This is a genomic window from Enterobacter cloacae complex sp. 302F9 (assembly GCF_050030335.1).
In the GTDB taxonomy this organism is placed as follows: domain Bacteria; phylum Pseudomonadota; class Gammaproteobacteria; order Enterobacterales; family Enterobacteriaceae; genus Enterobacter; species Enterobacter hormaechei_C.
Genome location: NZ_JBLGUC010000001.1, coordinates 504,170 through 520,120 on the forward strand (window position 1 = coordinate 504,170; position 15,951 = coordinate 520,120).

12 protein-coding genes are annotated in these 15,951 nt (G+C 57.1%); 8 read left to right on the plus strand and 4 right to left on the minus strand.

The window, feature by feature from the left end:
- Positions 1-2: 2 nt before the first annotated feature.
- Both ACQG0T_RS02450 and ACQG0T_RS02455 read right to left on the minus strand, forming a co-directional pair.
- Positions 3-1,181, minus strand: coding sequence for a Gfo/Idh/MocA family protein (locus ACQG0T_RS02450; RefSeq protein WP_023302971.1), 1,179 nt, complete (start codon positions 1,179-1,181; stop codon positions 3-5).
- 18 nt (positions 1,182-1,199) lie between these two features.
- Complete coding sequence (locus tag ACQG0T_RS02455; protein WP_271040532.1) at positions 1,200-2,348, minus strand: Gfo/Idh/MocA family protein; 1,149 nt, start codon at positions 2,346-2,348, stop codon at positions 1,200-1,202.
- Between the two features lie 192 nt (positions 2,349-2,540).
- On the opposite strand from ACQG0T_RS02455, the gene ACQG0T_RS02460 reads away from it, so the two are divergent.
- The gene (locus ACQG0T_RS02460) at positions 2,541-3,599 is read left to right on the plus strand and encodes a LacI family DNA-binding transcriptional regulator (RefSeq protein ID WP_039271936.1); all 1,059 of its coding nucleotides are present in this window, start codon (positions 2,541-2,543) and stop codon (positions 3,597-3,599) included.
- Here ACQG0T_RS02460 and msrA read toward each other — a convergent pair whose 3' ends face one another.
- Positions 3,600-4,241, minus strand: a complete 642-nt coding sequence (msrA, locus tag ACQG0T_RS02465; protein WP_006810351.1) for a peptide-methionine (S)-S-oxide reductase MsrA — start codon at positions 4,239-4,241, stop codon at positions 3,600-3,602.
- 224 nt (positions 4,242-4,465) lie between these two features.
- On the opposite strand from msrA, the gene tamA reads away from it, so the two are divergent.
- The 3 genes from tamA to ACQG0T_RS02480 are packed head-to-tail and all read left to right on the plus strand — an operon-like array spanning position 4,466 to position 10,319.
- On the plus strand, positions 4,466-6,199 hold the full coding sequence (gene tamA, locus ACQG0T_RS02470; protein ID WP_032647013.1) for an autotransporter assembly complex protein TamA: 1,734 nt from the start codon (positions 4,466-4,468) through the stop codon (positions 6,197-6,199).
- Positions 6,196-9,972, plus strand: coding sequence for an autotransporter assembly complex protein TamB (gene tamB, locus ACQG0T_RS02475; RefSeq protein ID WP_057056940.1), 3,777 nt, complete (start codon positions 6,196-6,198; stop codon positions 9,970-9,972). Before tamA ends, tamB begins: the two co-directional genes overlap by 4 nt.
- 2 nt (positions 9,973-9,974) lie before the next feature.
- A complete protein-coding gene (locus ACQG0T_RS02480) occupies positions 9,975-10,319 on the plus strand; it encodes a gamma-glutamylcyclotransferase family protein (RefSeq protein ID WP_017383925.1) in 345 nt (114 codons plus the stop codon).
- A gap of 157 nt (positions 10,320-10,476) precedes the next feature.
- Here ACQG0T_RS02480 and ppa read toward each other — a convergent pair whose 3' ends face one another.
- Complete coding sequence (ppa, locus tag ACQG0T_RS02485) at positions 10,477-11,007, minus strand: inorganic diphosphatase (RefSeq protein WP_006810347.1); 531 nt, start codon at positions 11,005-11,007, stop codon at positions 10,477-10,479.
- Between the two features lie 309 nt (positions 11,008-11,316).
- Here ppa and ytfQ point away from each other — a divergent pair, with 309 nt between their 5' ends.
- From ytfQ to yjfF, 4 genes are all read left to right on the plus strand, one after another.
- Positions 11,317-12,273 (plus strand): galactofuranose ABC transporter substrate-binding protein YtfQ, encoded by a 957-nt coding sequence (gene ytfQ / locus ACQG0T_RS02490; RefSeq protein WP_039271932.1) that lies wholly within the window; start codon positions 11,317-11,319, stop codon positions 12,271-12,273.
- A 103-nt stretch (positions 12,274-12,376) separates the two neighbouring features.
- Positions 12,377-13,879: a galactofuranose ABC transporter, ATP-binding protein YtfR gene (gene ytfR / locus ACQG0T_RS02495; protein ID WP_059295289.1), complete on the plus strand. Its 1,503-nt coding sequence runs from the start codon at positions 12,377-12,379 to the stop codon at positions 13,877-13,879.
- A 10-nt stretch (positions 13,880-13,889) separates the two neighbouring features.
- Positions 13,890-14,915 carry a galactofuranose ABC transporter, ATP-binding protein YtfT gene (gene ytfT, locus ACQG0T_RS02500; RefSeq protein ID WP_162780522.1) on the plus strand — a complete coding sequence of 342 codons (1,026 nt, stop codon included), beginning with the start codon at positions 13,890-13,892 and terminating at the stop codon, positions 14,913-14,915.
- Positions 14,902-15,903, plus strand: a complete 1,002-nt coding sequence (gene yjfF / locus ACQG0T_RS02505; RefSeq protein WP_017383921.1) for a galactofuranose ABC transporter, permease protein YjfF — start codon at positions 14,902-14,904, stop codon at positions 15,901-15,903. The genes ytfT and yjfF overlap by 14 nt, the downstream gene beginning before the upstream one ends.
- Positions 15,904-15,951 lie beyond the last annotated feature (48 nt).

Here is a 15,951-nt window from a genome sequence, read left to right on the forward strand (position 1 = left end):
GGTTACAGTCCTCGATCCAGATCTTTACCCAGAGGGATAGCGCCCACTTCGCTGAAGTTGGCGACGCTTGCGGATTTTTCATAAAAACGGGGGGCGAGAGCGTTCGTCCCGCCGGTACGGTAAAACGGATCATCGCGGCTAACAGGCAGGGAAACGACACTGCGGGTAATGGCTGATTTATACATCGCAGTAATCAGCTCCAGCGAGCGCTTACCCTGCACGCCGTCCACCAGCGGGGCCGTACCGCGCTCAATGCTCTGAAGCAGGTCGTTAATCTGCCCGGTGTGCAGAGTCCATTCGAGCCTGGGCGTCGCCTGGAAAACGGCATCAAGCAGGGCTTCTCGCTCAATATCATTGGTCTCCTGCGGGAAGCCGTTGTCAGCACTCACGCTGGCATAAGCCTGCCATGGGGCGGAGATGCGCGCTTTATCACCCTGGATAATGATCTTCTGATCTTCCCCGTGGTGTACTACCGAGGCGGTAAGCTGGGTGAGTGCGCCGCTGGGGTATTTGAATATCGCGGCGCTAAGGTCTTCCACTTCGGCGTTGTCATGGGCCACGTTGGTCATCATCGCCACCACCTCAGACGGGAAGCCGAGCATCCACTGAATGGCGTCAATATGGTGCACCGCGTGGTTCAGTGTGCAGCCGCCCCCTTCCTTTTCCCACGTGCCGCGCCACCACAGGTCGTAGTAGCAATGTCCGCGCCACCAGAAGGAATCCACCTGCGCATGGCATATTTTTCCGGCGAGGCCGGAATCCAGCGCCGCTTTTAAGCGCCAGAAGGCATCGGTAAAGCGGTTCTGGGCAATAATGGAGAGCGTTTTTCCGCTGGCCTGCTGGGCGGCGATCATCGCATCACACTCCTCCAGCGAGGCGGCCATCGGTTTTTCACACAGTACATGGCAGCCGGCATGAAGCGCATCAATGCTGATCTCCGCATGGACATAGGGCGGGGTGCAGACGTCAACGATATCGATGGGAAGCGCATCCTCCAGCAACTGCCGGTGGCTGGCGTACACGCGGGCGTCCGTCAGGCCGTAACGCGCTTTTTTCTCTTCCGCTTTCTCCGGATAGATATCAACCAGCGCAACGATCCGGCAGCGCTGTCCAAACTGCAAATAACCCTGAATATGGTTATGGGAGATATTTCCTGTTCCCACAATGGCGACATTTAACATCGATTTTCTCCGGTGTTACTAGGTACCCGCGGCATCCAGCGTGATGCTGGTGGCCCCTTTATCTACAGAGGTGCTGATGCGCTGCTGAAGCAGGCGCAGGTATTGCTTTTCGTTCAGCGGTAGCTCAACCCAGTCGTCCGTCCAGGTGGAGAGGTGCATGGCGTTAGAGAGGGTTAAACCGCGAATGCCGTCCAGACCCGGTGCAATCAACGGCTCGCCGCGCAGCACGGCGGCGCAGAAGTTGGCGGTGATGACGTGGTGCTCGCTGTATTCCGGGGCAACAGGGACAGAAACCTCCCAGCATTCCGGCTCACCGAAGCCATTCTGCCAGCGAGCGTTAAACTCGGTTTCCGATTCGCGCAGCCGCCAGTAGCGCAGTTTGCCCTCGTCGACGACCACTTTGCCGCGATCGCCGACAATCTCCAGGCGGTTGGTACCCGGTGTTTCCGCGACGGTGGTGATGAACACGCCGGTCGCGCCACTGGCATATTCGGCGTAGGCTGTCACCTCGTCTTCCACTTCGATATCGCGATGCTTACCGAACTGGCAAAACGCGCGCAGACGAACCGGCATGCCCACCAGCCACTGCCAGAGATCGAGCTGGTGCGGGTCCTGGTTGAGCAGCACGCCGCCGCCTTCCCCTTTCCAGGTGGCGCGCCAGCCGCCGGAGTTGTAGTAACTCTGCGAGCGATACCAGTTGGTGATGATCCAGTTGGAGCGGCGGATCTCGCCCAGCTCGCCGCTGTCGATCAGATCTTTCACTTTCTGATACAGCGGGTTGGGCCGCTGGTTATACATGATGCCGAACACCACGTCGCACTCTCGGGCGCAGGCGTTCATCTCCTGGACCTGCGCGGTGTAGACGCCTGCTGGCTTCTCACACAGGGTATGAATGCCGTGGCGCATCGCCAGCATCGACAGGTGCGGGTGATCGTAATGCGGCGTGGCGACAATGACCGCATCGATAAGCCCGCTCTGGAGCATCTCCTGCGCATCACTGAACAGCGGAATGCCGCCAACCAGCTGCCGAATGGCCGGATGCTTTTCCGGCGCGTTATCGCACACCGCCGTAAGGCAGGCGTCGCTGACGGTTCCGGCCAGTAAATAGCGTGCGTGGACCGTACCGATATTACCTATACCAATAATGCCAAAACGTACCTTCTCCATGTCTCACCTTAATTTCAGCCAAAAAGCGTGATGACCGAAAAATAGGAAAGGCGAGACGTAGCGACAATGTGTTTTTGTGAGAATACTCGCAAGGTGAATAAGTAAACTCCAACCATTTTGAAATTTGGTTTTAAAATCAAAGCGCTGTTTCTGCAAATATTTGCAAAAACTGATTGAGAGCGAGGTCACACTATGCCGGGCAAGTTAAAAATGGAGGAGATCGCATCCCTGACGGGATATTCCGTGAGCACGGTTTCCAGGGTGTTGAGCGGCAAGTCTTATACCAGCGATAAGGCCCGGGAAGCCATTGTCCGCATCGCACGGGAGCTTGGCGTGCTGGAGTCGATGGCGAGCGGACGGCTTTTAATTAACGGAATCGCTGTATTTGCGCCTGAAAGAACGTTTCAGGGGCGTGGGGATATTTTTTATCTGGAAGTGACCAAAGGCATTGCGGAAGCCAGCGCGCCACATAATGTCTGGATCAGTTATTGCGGATTAGAGGAACAAAATGCGGACGTGAAATTATTTATGGAAAAGGCAAGCCATAAAAATATTAACGCAATAATTATCATTGGTACAGATGATTCCACCATATTTAAGCTGGCCAGCACGCTGAATAAACCCTGTGTATTAATTAATTCCGTTGACCGAGACCGGGTGCTGGATTCGGTTTCCCCCGATCATCGCGCAATCGGCTTTACCACGATGCAATATCTTTTCGAGCAGGGGCATCGCCGGGTGCTGACCATCACCTGTTTACGCCGGGACACGCTCTATGCCCGGCTGGATGGAATTAAAGAAGCGTACCGGCATTTTCATGTGGCGTTTGAGCCGCAGCGGGATTTACTGGTCACGGAGTGGTTTACCGCTGAAGAGGCTGAGCGCGAGCTGGATGCGTGGCTGTTACGTCACGACAGAGCGCAGTGGCCTGAGGTCATTTTTCCCAACAGCACCAGCATGACCGAGGGTGTGCTGAAGGCGTTACAGCGGCATGGGCTGCGCGTGCCGGAAGACATCTCCATCATCACCACCGATTTTGCGTGGAATTTAGCAAACCGGCTTGAAAAGCCCATTACGGGGATCACGGTGCCCTGTCGGGATTTGGGTATAGAAGCGGTGCATTTGCTGCAAACGCGGCTCAACCGACCACAGGCGCCAGTGTTTAACCTGCTGTTGCAGGGGAAAGTCATTGATTACGGTTCGGTGAGTAATGCCACGCGCCACGCGGCTCGCGTGGCGCTGTTGCAGTAATCAGGCCTGCTGGGGAGGCAGGCAAACGCCAATGCCGCCGATACCGCAGTAGCCGTACGGATTTTTATGCAGGTACTGCTGGTGGTCGTCTTCGGCATAGTAGAACGGTTTCGCGGTAGCGATTTCCGTCGTGACCTGACGTTTATCACCGGCCGCCTGCATCGCTTCCTGGAAACGCGTCAGGCTGGCGTGGGCGGCGGCCTCCTGCTCTGGGGTGAGCGGGTAGATGGCCGAACGGTATTGGGTGCCGTGATCGTTACCCTGACGCATGCCCTGCGCCGGGTCATGGTTTTCCCAGAACACCTGGAGCAGCTGTTCATAGCTAATGACGCTCGGGTCATACACCACACGCACCGCTTCAGCATGACCGGTCTCACCGGAACAGACTTCGCGATAGGTTGGGTTAGGCGTATATCCTCCGGTGTAGCCCGCAGCGGTGCTGTACACGCCCGGCAGTTGCCAGAACAGGCGTTCTACGCCCCAGAAGCAGCCCATGGCAAACAGGGCGATCTCCATTCCATCAGGAACGTTTGTCATTGAATGGTTGTTTACGGCGTGTAATGTTGCCACTGGCATAGGGGTGTTGCGTCCCGGTAACGCATCGGCTTGTGATACCAGATGCTTTTTATCGAATAAACTCACGGTGGGGCCTCCCGGGTAGCGTTGTTTCGGTTAAGGTTGTCACGAAGCGTTTAATTGAACACAATAAATGCGATGAATGAGTCTAGATTTAATCATAAGAAATATTTGGGTGTTACACCCTTTTTCAACCCGTAATTTGGGTTTTTGGCTTTCAGGCCGTATTTTGCCGCGGAGCGGCACTGCATTTGCTTCCAGGGTGGAAACAGGGATATTCAGGAGAAAACGTGACAAAGATCCGCCAGTTATGTTTAGTCAGCTTACTGCTGACCAGCGGGATTGCCAGCGCGGCGAATGTCCGTTTGCAGGTTGAGGGGTTATCCGGGGCGCTGGAAAAAAACGTGCGTGCGCAGCTTTCTACTATCCAGAGCGATGAGGTCACGCCGGATCGGCGTTTTCGCGCGCGCGTGGATGACGCCATCCGCGAAGGCTTAAAGGCGTTGGGGTACTACGAACCCACCATCGATTTCGATTTACGCCCGCCGCCGGCGAAAGGACGCCAGGTGTTGATTGCCCGCGTCTCGCCGGGCGAACCCGTCCTGATTGGCGGCACGAACGTGGTGCTGCGCGGCGGTGCGCGCACCGATCGGGACTACCTGGATCTGCTCAGCACCCGTCCGAAAGTGGGCACCGTGCTCAATCACGGGGATTACGATCGTTTTAAAAAATCCTTAACCAGCGTTTCGCTGCGCAAAGGCTACTTCGACAGCCGGTTCAACAAAAGCCAGCTGGGCGTTGCGCTTGAGCGACGTCAGGCATTCTGGGATATCGATTACGACAGCGGCGAGCGCTACCGGTTTGGCGATGTGACCTTCGAAGGATCGCAAATCCGTGACGAGTATCTGCAAAATCTGGTGCCGTTTAAAAAGGGCGACTACTACCAGTCCAGCGACCTGGGCGAGCTGAACCGTCGTTTGTCCGCGACGGGCTGGTTTAACTCCGTGGTGGTAGCGCCGGAATTTGATAAATCCCGTAAAACGAAAGTGTTACCGCTGCATGGCGTGGTCTCTCCGCGCACCGAGAACACCATTGAGACCGGTGTCGGCTACTCCACGGACGTCGGCCCGCGCGTGAAAGCCTCGTGGAAAAAACCGTGGATGAACTCCTACGGCCACAGCCTGACCACCAGCGTCAGCCTGTCTGCGCCTGAACAGCAGCTGGACTTCAGCTATAAAATGCCGCTGCTGAAAAATCCGCTTGAGCAATACTACCTCGTGCAGGGCGGCTTTAAGCGTACCGATTTGAACGATACCGAGCAGGACTCGACGACGCTTGCGGTATCACGCTTCTGGGATCTCTCCAGCGGCTGGCAGCGCGCCATTAACCTGCGCTGGAGCCTCGACCACTTTACCCAGGCAAACGTCACCAACACCACCATGCTGCTTTATCCGGGCGTGATGATCAGCCGTACCCGCTCGCGCGGTGGCCTGATGCCGACCTGGGGCGATTCTCAGCGCTACTCCATCGATTACTCCAACACCGCCTGGGGCTCCGACGTAGACTTCTCCGTCTTTCAGGCGCAAAACGTCTGGATCCGCACGCTGTACGACAAACACCGCTTTGTGATGCGCGGTAATCTCGGCTGGATCGAAACCGGTGATTTCGAACGCGTCCCGCCGGATCTGCGCTTCTTCGCCGGGGGCGACCGCAGCATTCGCGGGTATAAGTACAAATCGATCTCACCTGAAAACGACAAAGGCCAGTTGACCGGGGCGTCAAAACTGGCGACTGGCTCGCTGGAGTACCAGTACAACGTCAGCGGCAAGTGGTGGGGAGCGATGTTCGTTGACGGCGGTGAAGCGGTGAACGATATCCGCCGCAGCGATTTCAAAACCGGCGCGGGCGTAGGCGTGCGCTGGCAGTCACCGGTCGGGCCCATCAAGCTCGATTTCGCCGTTCCGGTGGGCGACAAAGACGAACACGGTTTACAGTTTTACATCGGTCTGGGGCCTGAATTATGAGTTTATGGAAGAAGATAAGCCTCGGGGTGCTGATTTTTATCGTATTACTGCTCGGTACGGTGGCGTTTCTGGTGGGCACCACCACGGGCCTGCATTTGCTGTTTAACGCCGCGAACCGCTGGGTGCCGGGGCTGGAAATCGGCCAGGTAACGGGCGGCTGGCGCGATCTGCGCCTGAAAAATATCCGTTATGAACAGCCCGGCGTGGCGGTGAATGCGGGCGAGTTTCATCTGGCGGTCAAGCTCGGCTGCCTGCGGGACAGCCAGCTGTGCGTAAACGATCTGTCGCTAAAAGACGTTAACGTGGCGATAGATTCCAAAAAAATGCCGAAGTCCGAGCCTGTCGAAGAAGAGGACAGCGGCCCGCTGAACCTCTCCACGCCGTACCCGATTGCGCTTTACCGGGTCGCACTGGATAACGTGAATATCAAAATCGACGACACGACGGTATCCGTGATGGATTTCACCTCCGGTCTGCGCTGGCAGGAGAAAAACCTCACCCTGACCCCAACCTCCCTGCAAGGGCTGCTGATTGCGCTACCGAAGGTGGCCGACGTGGCGCAGGAAGAGATCGTCGAGCCGAAGATCCAGAACCCGCAGCCGGAAGAAAAACCGCTGGGCGAAACGCTGAAAGATCTCTTCTCGAAACCGGTTCTGCCGGAGATGACCGATGTGCATCTGCCGCTGAACCTCAATATCGAAGAGTTTAAGGGCGAGCAGTTGCGTCTGACCGGCGATACCGATCTGACGGTCTTCAACATGCTGCTTAAAGTCAGCAGTATCGACGGCAACATGAAGCTCGACGCGCTGGATATTGATACTAACCAGGGGTCGGTCAACGCCTCAGGCAATGCGCTGCTGCGCGACAACTGGCCGGTAGATATTACGCTGAACAGCGCCCTGAACATCGATCCGCTGAAAGGCGAAAAGGTGAAGGTGAAAGTCGGCGGCGCGCTGCGCGAGAAGCTGGAGTTCGGCGTGAACCTCTCCGGCCCGGTGGATATGGTGCTGCGCGGGCAAACCCAGCTGGCAGAGGCCGGTTTACCGCTCAACCTTGAGGTTGTCAGCAAGCAGCTTTACTGGCCGTTCACCGGCGAAAAACAGTTCCAGGCTGACGATCTGAAGCTGAAGCTGAGTGGCAAAATGACCGACTACACGCTGTCGTTCCGCACGGCAGTGAAGGGGCAGGGGGTACCGCCCGCCGATATCACCCTGGATGCGAAGGGTAACGAGTTGCAGGTTAACCTCGACAAGCTGACCGTGGCGGCGCTGGAAGGAAAAACCGAGCTGACTGCGCTGCTCGACTGGCAGCAGGCGATCAGCTGGCGCGGCGAGCTGAAGCTGACCGGGATCAACACCGCTAAAGAGGTCCCGGACTGGCCGTCAAAACTGGATGGCCTGATCAAAACCCGCGGTAGCCTGTACGGTGGCACCTGGCAGATGGACGTGCCGGAACTCAAGCTCACTGGCAACGTGAAGCAGAACAAAGTCAACGTAGAGGGCTCGCTTAAGGGCAACAGCTATCTCCAGTGGGTGATCCCGGGCCTGCACGTGGCGCTGGGTCGCAACACGGCGGATATTAAAGGCGAGCTGGGCGTGAAAGACCTCAATCTGGATGCCACCATCGACGCGCCAAATCTTGATAACGCCCTGCCGGGTCTTGGCGGCACGGCGAAGGGGTTAGTGAAGGTTCGCGGTACGGTGGAGGCGCCGCAGCTGCTGGCGGACATCACCGCCAATAACCTGCGCTGGCAGGAACTTTCTATTGCCCGCGTACGCGTCGAGGGGGACGTGAAATCCACCGATCAGATCGGCGGAAACCTGGATCTGCGCGTGGAGCGTATCTCTCAGCCGGACGTGAACATCAGTCTGGTCACGCTGGCGGCAAAAGGTAACGAAAAGCAGCACGATCTCCAGCTACGCGTGCAGGGCGAGCCGGTCTCCGGGCAGCTGCACCTGACGGGCAGTTTTGACCGCCAGGCGACGCGCTGGAAAGGCGTGCTGGATAACACCCGCTTCAGCACGCCGGTCGGCCCGCTGGTGCTGTCGCGGTCTGTCGCGCTGGATTACCGCAACGCGGAGCAAAAGATCAGCATTGGGCCACACTGCTGGACCAACCCGAATGCTGAGCTGTGCGTGCCGCAGACCATTGATGCGGGCGCGGAAGGACGCGCGCAGATCAACCTCAACCGTTTCGACCTGGCGATGCTGAAACCGTTTATGCCGGAAACCACCCAGGCCAGCGGGGTCTTCAGCGGTAAAGCGGACGTCGCGTGGGACACCACCAAAGAGGGACTGCCGCAGGGCAGCGTTACCCTCTCCGGGCGTAACGTGAAGGTGACGCAGGAGGTCAATGACGCGCCGCTGCCGGTGGCGTTCGACACCCTGAATGTGAACGCTGACCTGCGTAACAATCGTGCTGAACTGGGATGGCTGATCCGCCTGACCAACAACGGTCAGTTTGACGGACAGGTGCAAATTACCGATCCGCAAGGGCGGCGCAATCTCGGCGGCAACGTCAATATTCGCAACTTCAACCTGGCGATGGTGAATCCGATCTTCTCGCGGGGAGAAAAGGCGGCGGGGATGCTCAGCGCCAACCTGCGTCTGGCGGGGGATGCGCAAAGCCCACAGCTGTTTGGCCAGATGCGGTTAAACGGTGTGGACATTGACGGTAACTTTATGCCGTTCGATATGCAGCCAAGCCAGCTGGCGATGAACTTTAACGGCCAAAGCTCAACCCTCAGTGGCTCAGTGCTGACGCAGCAGGGACAAATCAACCTGAGCGGTGACGCAGACTGGAGCCAGCTCGACAACTGGCGCGCCCGTATTGCGGCCAAGGGCAGCAGGGTGCGTATCACGGTACCGCCGATGGTGCGCCTGGACGTGTCGCCAGACGTGGTCTTTGAGGCAACGCCGAGTCTCTTCACCCTGGACGGCCGTGTTGACGTACCGTGGGCGCGCATCGTGGTTCACGAGGTGCCGGAAAGCGCGGTTGGCGTCTCCAGTGACGAAGTTATGCTCAATGAAAATCTGAAACCTGTTGAACAGAAGAGCGCTGGCATACCGATCAATAGTAATCTTATCGTGCACGTGGGGAATAACGTGCGTTTGGACGCGTTTGGGCTGAAGGCGAGACTCACGGGTGACCTGAAAGTGGCGCAGGATCAACAGGGACTTGGCCTCAATGGACAAATCAATATTCCTGAAGGGCGCTTCCATGCCTACGGGCAGGATTTGATTGTGCGTAAAGGCGAGCTGCTGTTCTCCGGTCCACCGGATCAGCCGGTACTCAATATCGAAGCGATCCGTAACCCGGAAGCCACCGAAGATGATGTGATTGCAGGCGTGCGCGTGACGGGCTCCGCCGATGAACCTAAGGCAGAGATCTTCTCTGACCCGGCCATGTCGCAACAGGAAGCGCTCTCTTACCTCCTTCGCGGCCAGGGTCTGGATAGCCAACAGGGCGATGGTGCGGCAATGACATCAATGTTAGTCGGTCTGGGGGTTGCACAAAGTGGTCAGGTTGTGGGTAAAATCGGCGAGACGTTTGGCGTAAGCAATCTGGCGCTGGACACTCAGGGCGTGGGTGACTCTTCGCAGGTAGTGGTCAGCGGCTATGTACTGCCGGGTCTACAGGTAAAATATGGCGTGGGGATCTTTGACTCACTGGCTACACTCACGTTACGTTATCGCCTGATGCCTAAGCTATATCTGGAAGCAGTGTCCGGCGTAGACCAGGCACTTGATCTGCTCTATCAGTTTGAGTTTTAGCAATGCGAATATTTGTTTACGGCAGTTTACGAACCAGGCAAGGCAACAGCCACTGGATGACCAACGCCCAGTTGCTGGGAAATTACACAATCGAAAACTACCAGTTGTACAGTCTGGGCCACTATCCAGGCGCGGTTCCGGGGAACGGAACGGTACAGGGTGAGGTTTATCGTATTGATAATGCCACGCTGGCCGAACTTGATGCCTTGCGCACCAGGGGCGGTGAATACGCTCGCCAGTTGATCCAGACGCCTTACGGCAGTGCATGGATGTACGTGTACCAACGTTCGGTCGACGGGTTAACGTTGATTGAAAGCGGTAACTGGTTAGACAGAGACCAGTTCTGAAAAACGACAACGCCACCGTAAGGTGGCGTTGTCGTTTTGCGCCGTAGGCCCGTACAAGCGTAGCGCCGCCGGGCGATACTCCCCAATCGCACGGGTTACCTGGAGCGACAGGCACAAAAAAGCCCCGACGCGCGGGGCTTAGTCTCAGCAGTAAGAATTACTTCTTAGCAGCACGTTCGAAAGAGGCGATGATTTCTGCTTTCGCCGCTTCTGCGTTATCCCAGCCTTCAACTTTAACCCATTTGCCTTTTTCGAGATCTTTGTAGTGCTCGAAGAAGTGGGCGATCTGCGCTTTCAGCAGCTCTGGCAGGTCGTTCACATCTTTAATGTGATCGTACTCTTTGCTCAGCTTGGTGTGCGGTACGGCAACCAGTTTCGCATCTTCACCCGCTTCGTCAGTCATTTTCAGCACGCCAACAGGACGGCAGCGAATGACGGAGCCTGGCTGCAATGGGTATGGCGTTGGAACCAGTACGTCAACCGGGTCACCGTCCAGAGACAGAGTGTGGTTGATGTAGCCGTAGTTGCACGGATAGAACATGGCGGTAGACATGAAACGGTCAACGAACAGCGCACCGGTGTCTTTGTCGATTTCGTATTTGATTGGATCTGCGTTGGCCGGGATTTCGATCACAACGTAGATGTCTTCTGGCAGTTCTTTACCCGCAGGGACGTTGAGTAAGCTCATGTCGGTGTCCTTTAAAATGGATGGTAAACAAGTGGCAGGTATTATAGCCAACTGGCGCTGAAAGTCTCCGCCTGTTTTCGTCTTCTCTCCCTCGCGCCTTCACTTTTCGGACCGTTTCCATGACAGGATAATCCATAAACTCAGCCGCATTTTAAATGTTGAAATGAAAGCGATTACAAACTTGTGATTAACGTTTTATTCACTTTTCTGAAGTGTGATGTAACGCAATCCGTAACATATTCCATTGGCTATAGTTCATCCGCGGAACATCTTTTAACCAACAATAACCTACCCTACGAGGACGTTCATATGTGGAAGCGCTTACTTCTTGTTACAGCAGTTTCGGCAGCCATGTCGTCTATGGCGATGGCCGCACCCTTAACCGTTGGATTTTCGCAGGTCGGATCTGAATCTGGCTGGCGCGCCGCTGAAACGAATGTGGCGAAAAGTGAGGCCGAAAAGCGCGGTATTACGCTGAAAATCGCCGATGGTCAGCAAAAGCAAGAGAACCAGATTAAAGCGGTGCGCTCGTTTATCGCTCAGGGCGTGGATGCCATCTTTATTGCCCCGGTTGTCGCCACGGGCTGGGAGCCGGTGCTGAAGGAAGCCAAAGATGCTGAAATTCCGGTCTTCCTGCTCGACCGTTCCATCGACGTAAAAGACAAATCTCTCTATATGACCACCGTCACCGCCGATAACGTGCTGGAAGGCAAACTGATTGGTGACTGGCTGGTGAAGCAGGTGGATGGCAAGCCGTGTAACGTGGTTGAGTTGCAGGGCACCGTCGGGGCGAGCGTGGCTATCGACCGTAAGAAAGGTTTCGCGGAGGCCATCGGCAAAGCACCAAACATCAAAATCATCCGTTCTCAGTCCGGCGACTTCACCCGCAGCAAGGGTAAAGAGGTCATGGAAAGCTTCATCAAGGCAGAAAATAACGGCAAAAATATCTGCATGGTTTACGCCCACAACGACGACATGGTGATCGGCGCCATCCAGGCCATCAAAGAAGCGGGCCTGAAGCCGGGCAAAGATATCCTCACCGGCTCGATCGACGGCGTACCGGACATCTACAAAGCGATGATTGACGGCGAAGCGAACGCCAGCGTGGAGCTGACGCCAAATATGGCGGGCCCGGCATTCGATGCGCTGGAGAAATTCAAGAAAGACGGCACCCAGCCTGAGAAGTTGACCATCACCAAATCCACGCTCTACCTGCCGGACACGGCGAAAGAAGAGTTAGAGAAGAAGAAAAATATGGGCTACTGATCCAGTGAAATTGCCGGGTGGCGCTGCGCTTACCCGGCCTACGATACGCTCTTTTGTAGGCCGGATAAGCGTAGCGTCATCCGGCCTGATGCAGGGGGAAACCATGACCACCGAACAACACCAGGAAATCCTCCGCACAGAGGGCCTGAGTAAATTTTTCCCTGGCGTTAAGGCGCTGGATAACGTTGATTTCAACCTGCGGCGTGGGGAGATCATGGCGTTGCTCGGCGAAAACGGGGCGGGGAAGTCGACGCTGATTAAAACCCTGACCGGGGTCTATCACGCCGATCGCGGCGCTATCTGGCTGGAAGGTAACGCCATTTCGCCCAAAAACACCGCGCATGCCCAGCAACTGGGGATCGGCACGGTCTACCAGGAAGTGAACCTGCTGCCAAACATGTCGGTAGCGGATAACCTGTTTATTGGCCGCGAACCCAGACGTTTTGGCCTGCTGCGCCGCAAAGAGATGGAAGCGCGCGCCGCGAAGCTGATGGAATCGTATGGCTTCTCTCTCGACGTGCGCGAACCGCTGAACCGTTTTTCCGTGGCGATGCAGCAAATCGTCGCGATCTGTCGCGCTATCGATCTCTCGGCGAAAGTGCTGATCCTCGATGAACCCACCGCCAGCCTCGATACCCAGGAAGTGGAGATGCTTTTTACCCTGATGCGCCAGCTGCGTAATCAGGGCGTCAGCCTGATTTTCGTGACGCATTTCCTCGATCAGGTTTACGAGGTGAGCGACCGTATAACGGTGCTGCGCAACGGCAGCTTTGTCGGCTGCCGGGAAACCCGCGAGCTGCCGCAGATAGAGCTGGTCAAAATGATGCTGGGCCGCGAACTCGAGACCAACGCGCTTCAGCGCGCGGGCCGTACGCTGCTGAGCGAAAAACCGATCGCCGCGTTTCACGATTACGGCAGAAAAGGGACCATCGCGCCGTTTAACCTCGAGGTACGCCCCGGTGAAATTGTGGGTCTGGCGGGGCTGTTAGGCTCCGGGCGCACCGAAACCGCCGAAGTCATCTTCGGGATCAAACCTGCCGACAGCGGAACGGCGCTGATCAAAGGCAAACCACAAACGCTACGTTCACCGCATCAGGCGTCGTGCCTCGGCGTGGGCTTCTGCCCGGAGGACAGGAAAACGGACGGGATTATTGCCGCCGCCTCGGTGCGGGAAAACATCATTCTGGCGCTACAGGCCCAGCGCGGCTGGCTGCGTCCGATCCCTAAGCGCGAGCAGAACGCGATTGCCGAGCGCTTCATCCGCCAGCTCGGTATACGTACCCCGAGCGCGGAACAGCCCATCGAGTTCCTCTCGGGCGGTAACCAGCAGAAGGTTCTCCTCTCGCGCTGGCTGCTCACCAAGCCGCAATTCCTGATCCTCGACGAGCCCACGCGCGGTATCGACGTGGGCGCGCACGCCGAAATCATCCGGCTTATCGAAACGCTCTGCGCCGACGGTCTGGCGCTGCTGGTGATCTCATCTGAGCTGGAGGAGCTGGTCGGCTATGCCGATCGCGTCATCATCATGCGCGATCGCAGGCAGGTGGCAGAGATCCCGCTGGATAAACTGTCGGTTCCGGCGATCATGAATGCCATCGCGGCGTAAGGAGTCAAATGTGATGTCCCGTTCTCTTTCGCAAACTGGCGAAGCGAAGCGCCGCTTCACCTGGCCGACCGGCACGCCGCAAATCGTGGCGCTGCTGCTGGTGCTGCTGGTGGATAGCCTGGTGGCTCCGCATTTCTTTCAGATCGTCGTGCAGGATGGCCGCCTGTTTGGTAGCCCGATCGACATCTTAAACCGTGCCGCGCCCGTGGCGCTGCTGGCGATTGGTATGACGCTGGTCATTGCCACCGGCGGGATCGACCTCTCCGTCGGTGCGGTAATGGCGATTGCGGGCGCCACCGCCGCCTCGATGACCGTCGCCGGGCACAGCCTGCCGGTGGTCCTGCTGGCCGCGCTGGGTTCCGGTGTATTAGCCGGGCTATGGAACGGCATTCTGGTTGCGGTGCTCAAGATCCAGCCGTTTGTCGCGACGTTGATTTTGATGGTGGCCGGGCGCGGTGTGGCGCAGCTTATCACCTCCGGTCAAATCGTCACCTTTAACTCCCCGAGCCTGGCGTGGATCGGCAGCGGTAATTTTCTGTTCTTCCCGACGCCGGTGATCGTCGCGCTGTTGACGCTGGTGGTGTTCTGGCTTTTCACCCGCAAAACGGCGCTCGGGATGTTCATCGAAGCGGTGGGAATTAACATTCGGGCCGCGAAAAACGCCGGGGTAAATACGCGGCTGATGGTGATGCTGACTTACGTGCTGAGCGGCGTCTGTGCTGCGATTGCCGGGGTGATCGTGGCCGCCGATATTCGCGGAGCGGATGCCAATAACGCCGGACTCTGGCTCGAGCTGGATGCGATCCTCGCGGTGGTTATCGGCGGTGGATCGCTGATGGGCGGACGTTTTAATCTGCTGCTCTCGGTGGTGGGGGCGTTGATTATTCAGGGTATGAATACCGGTATTTTGCTCTCCGGGTTCCAGCCGGAGCTGAATCAGGTCGTCAAAGCGGTCGTGGTGCTTATCGTACTTATCGTGCAGTCGCCGCGCTTTATCACTCTCATTAAGGGGAACCGCGGTCATGATAAAACGTAATTTGCCGTTAATGATCACGCTGGGCGTGTTCGTGCTGGGGTACCTCTATTGCCTGACCCAGTTCCCGGGCTTCGCCTCCACGCGGGTGATTTGCAACATCCTGACCGACAATGCCTTTTTAGGCATTATCGCCGTCGGCATGACGTTTGTGATCCTCTCCGGCGGGATCGACCTCTCCGTTGGGTCGGTGATCGCCTTTACCGGCGTGTTCCTTGCCAAGGCGATTGGCTTTTGGGGGATTTCGCCGCTGCTGGCTTTTCCGCTGGTGCTGGTCATGGGCTGCGCGTTCGGCGCCTTTATGGGGCTTTTGATCGATGCGCTGAAAATCCCGGCCTTTATCATCACCCTCGCCGGGATGTTCTTCCTGCGCGGCGTGAGCTATCTGGTGTCGGAGGAGTCAATTCCAATTAACCATCCGATCTACGACACGCTCTCCAGTCTGGCGTGGAAAATTCCCGGCGGGGGGCGCCTGAGCGCAATGGGGCTGCTGATGCTGGGCGTGGTGGTGATCGGGATCTTCCTCGCCCACCGTACCCGATTTGGTAACCAGGTTTATGCCATTGGCGGCAGCGCCACGTCCGCGAACCTGATGGGAATTTCCACGCGCAGCACGACTATTCGCATCTACATGCTTTCGACCGGGCTGGCCACCCTCGCGGGGATTGTATTCTCGGTTTATACCCAGGCAGGCTATGCCCTGGCGGGGGTGGGCGTTGAGCTGGACGCCATTGCCTCGGTAGTGATTGGCGGTACGCTGCTCAGCGGCGGAGTGGGGACAGTCCTCGGCACGCTGTTTGGCGTGGCGATCCAGGGGCTGATTCAGACCTATATCAACTTCGACGGCACGCTCAGCTCCTGGTGGACCAAAATCGCCATCGGCATTCTGCTGTTTATTTTTATCGCGCTCCAGCGCGGCCTGACGGTGCTGTGGGAGAACCGCCAGAGCTCGCCTGTTACCCGGGTGAATACATCTTTAACAGAGCGATAACATGCTGAAATTGCTTAAACTCTAAACATTTTCCGGTAGCGGCCGATA